The sequence below is a fragment of the Mycobacterium sp. genome, from assembly GCF_036490025.1.
Taxonomy (GTDB): domain Bacteria; phylum Actinomycetota; class Actinomycetes; order Mycobacteriales; family Mycobacteriaceae; genus Mycobacterium.
In genome coordinates this window covers 1-2,597 of sequence record NZ_DASXEP010000120.1, presented here as the reverse complement: position 1 = coordinate 2,597, position 2,597 = coordinate 1, and the positions used below count along the sequence as shown (strand labels likewise).

The window sequence follows — 2,597 nt, the reverse complement described above, 5'->3', positions numbered from 1 at the left end:
AGCTGTTCACCCGGCTGGGCGGTTTCTACGCCGAGGCCGGTACCAACCTGGCCGAGCTCAGTTCCTACGTTCAGGGTGGCCGTGACGCCATCCTCGACGAGACGATCGAACGCGCCGTCGCGCGCGGTGAAATCGCGCCCGGCCAGGTCAGTGGACGTGTGGCGCGTCTACCGGTGGACCTGTTTCGCCACGAGCTGTTGATGACGTTGCAACCGGTTTCCGACCACGTCATCGAGGAGATCGTCGACGACGTTTTCTTGCCGCTGGTCAGGCTGGGTGCCGCAGGGACGTCATGATCGGAAAGCCCACGTAGACTCGGCAGGCGAAATTGGGAGCGATAGAAGAGGTAGTACGCCGATGAGCGGCCATTCCAAATGGGCCACCACCAAGCACCAAAAGGCCGTCAAAGACGCGCGCCGTGGCAAGGAGTTTGCCCGACTGATCAAGAACATCGAGGTTGCCGCCCGTACCGGCGGCGGTGACCCGGGGGGCAACCCGACGCTCTACGACGCGATCCAGAAGGCGAAGAAGACCTCGGTGCCCAACGAGAACATCGAGCGGGCCCGCAAGCGTGGCGCCGGCGAGGAAGCCGGTGGCGCCGACTGGCAACCCGTCACCTACGAGGGCTACGGGCCGAACGGGGTGGCGGTGTTGGTCGAGTGCCTGACCGACAATCGCAACCGCGCGGCCAGCGAGGTCCGGGTAGCGATGACCCGCAACGGTGGCACCATGGCCGACCCGGGGTCGGTGTCATATCTGTTCTCCCGCAAGGGCGTAGTGACGCTGGAGAAGAATGGCCTGACCGAGGACGACGTGCTGACCGCCGTTCTGGAGGCCGGGGCTGAGGATGTCAACGACCTCGACGACAGCTTCGAGGTCATCTCAGAGCCAACCGATTTGGTGGCAGTGCGCACCGCGCTGCAGGACGCCGGCATCGACTACGAATCGGCGGAAGCCAGTTTCCAGCCGTCGGTCAGCGTGCCCGTCGACATCGACGGCGCCCGCAAGGTGTTCAAGCTCGTCGACGCGCTGGAAGAAAGCGACGACGTGCAGAACGTCTACACCAATGTCGACCTGTCCGACGAGGTGCTGGCCGCGCTCGACGACGAGTAGCTTGACACGTCGATGCGGCTGACCGCGCATCATGATGCACTCGCGGTAGCATGGCGGCATGCGTACAACTGTGGTGATCGATAGCGATGTAGCGACCGAAATCGAACGCCTCCGCCGTGCAGGAATGGGGCTCAGCGAGGCCCTCAACCTACTGGCGCGACGGGGTATGGCGGAAAACAGCACCAGCGCCAACACAGTCAGGTATCAGCACCGAACCTCCAAGATCGGCCTCAAAGTTGACCTGACGAACGTCGCCGAAGTGCTCGATCTCATCGACGATGATCGTTGACGCGAACCTCCTGCTGTACGCGGTGGACGAGAACAGCAGCCATAACGAGGCTGCCGCAGCCTGGCTTCAGCAGGCGCTCGACGGCGATAGCCGAGTCGGCATCCCCTGGCAGACCATTGGCGCGTTCCTACGGATCGCCACGCATCCGCGTGTGACCGAGAACCCGCTGCCCGCCGCCGACGCCTGGGGATACATCGAAGAATGGCTCGCTGTCCCGGTGGTCTGGATTCCGACCGCAACCCAACTCACCGCACGCGTTTATGGAAGGCTGTGCGAACAGGTCGAGATCACCGGGAATCTTGTCCCGGATGCACAGCTGGCTGCCCTCGCAATCGAGCACGGAGTCGAAATAGCCTCTGCAGATACGGATTTCATGCGGTTTCCTGGACTTCGGTGGACGAACCCGTTGGTCGCGTGATCTGAAGAGAACTGACATTGCTAGTCGTAGCCGTGGCGCATGTCTTCGACGACGCGCGGGTGTTCCAGCGTCGACGGCTCCAGCGTGCGCGGTTGCACGTCCGGTGCGAAAACCGTTGCGGCGTCGAGCACCGACTGGTTGAGAAACCGCAGCGGCGGCGCATTCGGCGGTACGGCGGGTCGTGGCGCCGTACCGCCCCGGCGCGCCAGCGCGAAGCCCCAGTCGCCGAAGGTGGGGACGTAGACGTGATACGGAGTGACGGCGTAACCGGCGGTCGTGATCGTAGAAACCGTGCGCCAGAACGCCATCAGGGTTGAATACGGGCTGCCCGCCTGCACCACCATCAGGCCGCCGGGAGCCAGCGCGCGCGAAACCAGCCCGTAGAACTCGGTCGAGTACAGCCGGCCCAGCACCGGCGTATCGGGGTCGGGCAGGTCGACAATGACCGCGTCGAAGGTTTTATGGTCAGGGCCGCGCAGCCAGGTCATCGCGTCGCCGGTCACGATCTGCACACGGGGATTGTCCAGTGCACCGCCGTTGGCGGAACGCATTGTGCCGCGGGCTAATTCGATGACGGCTGGGTCGAGCTCGACTTGCACGATTTTCTCGACGCCCGGCGTTCGCAACAGTTCACGCGCCGCCAGTCCGTCGCCGCCGCCCAGCACGAGCACCGATCGCGCCCCCGCGCCGAGCGCGGGGTAGACAAGGCTTTCGGTGTAGCGGTACTCGTCGCGGGTGGAGAACTGCAGACCGCCGTCGAGGTAGAGGCGCATGTCG

4 protein-coding genes and 1 pseudogene are annotated in these 2,597 nt (G+C 64.4%); 4 read left to right on the top strand and 1 reads right to left on the bottom strand.

Annotation, left to right across the window (positions count from 1 at the left end; translation table 11 throughout):
* From VGG53_RS12765 to VGG53_RS12750, 4 genes are all read left to right on the top strand, one after another.
* On the top strand, window positions 1–296 hold a 296-nt coding region (locus VGG53_RS12765), incomplete at its 5' end, for a TetR-like C-terminal domain-containing protein (RefSeq protein WP_331518424.1).
* Between the two features lie 61 nt (window positions 297–357).
* Entirely contained in the window at window positions 358–1,113 is a 756-nt protein-coding gene (locus tag VGG53_RS12760) for a YebC/PmpR family DNA-binding transcriptional regulator (RefSeq protein ID WP_331518423.1), read from the top strand.
* Window positions 1,114–1,171: 58 nt separating this feature from the next.
* A complete protein-coding gene (locus VGG53_RS12755; protein ID WP_331518422.1) occupies window positions 1,172–1,402 on the top strand; it encodes a CopG family transcriptional regulator in 231 nt (76 codons plus the stop codon).
* Window positions 1,392–1,820, top strand: coding sequence for a TA system VapC family ribonuclease toxin (locus VGG53_RS12750; protein WP_331518421.1), 429 nt, complete (start codon window positions 1,392–1,394; stop codon window positions 1,818–1,820). The genes VGG53_RS12755 and VGG53_RS12750 overlap by 11 nt, the downstream gene beginning before the upstream one ends.
* Before the next feature lie 20 nt (window positions 1,821–1,840).
* Here VGG53_RS12750 and VGG53_RS12745 read toward each other — a convergent pair.
* Window positions 1,841–2,597, bottom strand: a pseudogene (locus VGG53_RS12745) (spermidine synthase); the annotation flags it as partial.